The organism is Streptomyces sp. NPDC045022 (assembly GCF_056432605.1).
The window spans coordinates 1-1700 of sequence record NZ_JBWKIR010000079.1; the positions used below are offsets into that span (position 1 = coordinate 1).

General features: G+C 66.5%; 1 pseudogene. It reads right to left on the reverse strand.

From position 1 onward, the window contains the following. Positions 1 to 1667: pseudogene (locus AC07C1_RS41215) on the reverse strand (ISAzo13 family transposase); the annotation flags it as partial. Positions 1668 to 1700 lie beyond the last annotated feature (33 nt).

Below are 1700 nucleotides of genomic sequence, written 5' to 3' on the forward strand. Positions count from 1 at the left end.
TCTGTAAGGGTGTTCTCCACGGACGTGAGACGAGTTTGCAGTTGCTGGAGCGTGCGTGCTGGTGAGCCGGGTATCGGCGTGACGGGGATGCGGTGCAGGTCGAGAATTCGGTGGCCGTCCTGGAATTGGTTGGACAGGTTGGTGCGTGTGACGCTCAGCATCTGGGCCATCAGGGTGCTGGTTGCGGCCTTGCGGCGGCGCAGGAGTGCGGCAAGCAGTCGGTGGAAGTGGTCCAGGCTGCTGGTCTGCGGATGGAGGTAGCCCCGTGGGCGGTGGAAGCGACGCTGGAAGGCTGCCTCGGCCAGGGCGTCCCAGTACGGTTCCGAGACCGCCACGAGGTGTGCGAACTCTGAGCGAGCCATGCCGGTCAGCGTCGGATCGGTAAGCATCGAGGTCACGGCGGGATCGATCGGCCGACGAGTCGCCGGTGCTTCGGAAGGGCTGGGGGGATCCGGGGCCAGAGCGTAGTTCCAGTTGCCGTGGAACGCATCGGGTGTGATCGGCAGGGCGTGGAAGTCGGCGGTCGTGACGGTGGTACCGAGGGCGTAGTCGCCAGTGTCCAGCTCGGCATGGATCCTCAGCCCGGTCGCAGTGGTCGTTGCGGCGATCGTCTCGAGCACGACTTGGTAGCTGGTCAGCGGCCGACCGCGCCAATTGGCAGTGATATGGCAGAACATCCGGTGCTCGATCTTGTTCCACTTCGAAGTGCCCGGCGGAAAGTGACACACTGTAATCTTCAGTCCGCTCTCGCGGGCGAAGGTGTGCAACTGCTTCTTCCAGGTCCAGTAGCGGGGGTTGTTCGAGCCGCCGGCGTCCGCGGTGATCAGTAACCGGTCCGCGTCCGGATGGTCCACTCGCCCACGGCGGTGCCACCAGCGTCGGATGGATTCGGTGGCGAACTCGGCGGTGTCATGGTCGGTCCCGATGTTGACCCAGCCGGTGTTGGTGGCCAGGTCGTAGACCCCACAGGGAATGGCCGCCGGTTGGTCGTCATCGAAGAGGTGGGAGTGACAGTCCACCTTGATCGGGTCCTTGCCGGGGCGCCAGACACGGCCGGGCCGGTCGCGGTTGCCGATCCACTCCTTGGCCTTGGTGTCGACGCTGATCACCGGCTGGCCGTCGTCAAGGAAGGCGGTGGCGGTGGCGTTGATGTGGGCGAACTGGGCGTCGCGGTCCGGATGGCGTGCGCCTTCAGTGGTTTTGGCCGTGCCTTGCAGGCTATATCCCATCGCATGCAGCAGACGTCCGACGGTCGTGGCGCCGACCAGGTGTCCCTGCGCGGACAGGGCCCGGGCCAAGCTCCGCAGCGACAGTGTGGTCCAGCGGAGCGGGGAAACGGGATCGCCGCGGGTATGCGGCTCGATCAGCATCTCCAGAGCCGGCAGCAGACCGGTGTCGGTGGCCGTCAACGGCTTGCGCCCGCCTCCCGGAGCCCGGATACGGTGCGTCGGCGCCGCGTGCGTCTCCAGTTCGGTGATGCCGCGCGCGATGGTGGCGGTGCTTGTTCGGGAGGCGGCGGCTACCAGGGCGATTCCGCCATGACCGAGCGAGACGGCCTCGCTGGCGAGGTAAAGCCGGCGACGGCGCTCGTCGAGATGCGGCAGAGCCTGCTCGAACTTGCACTGCAACTCGGCAGGCGGAACGCGGACTTGCGAAGGCACAGTCACGTTCCAGCGTCCCACTGACGACCGTCTCGCAGG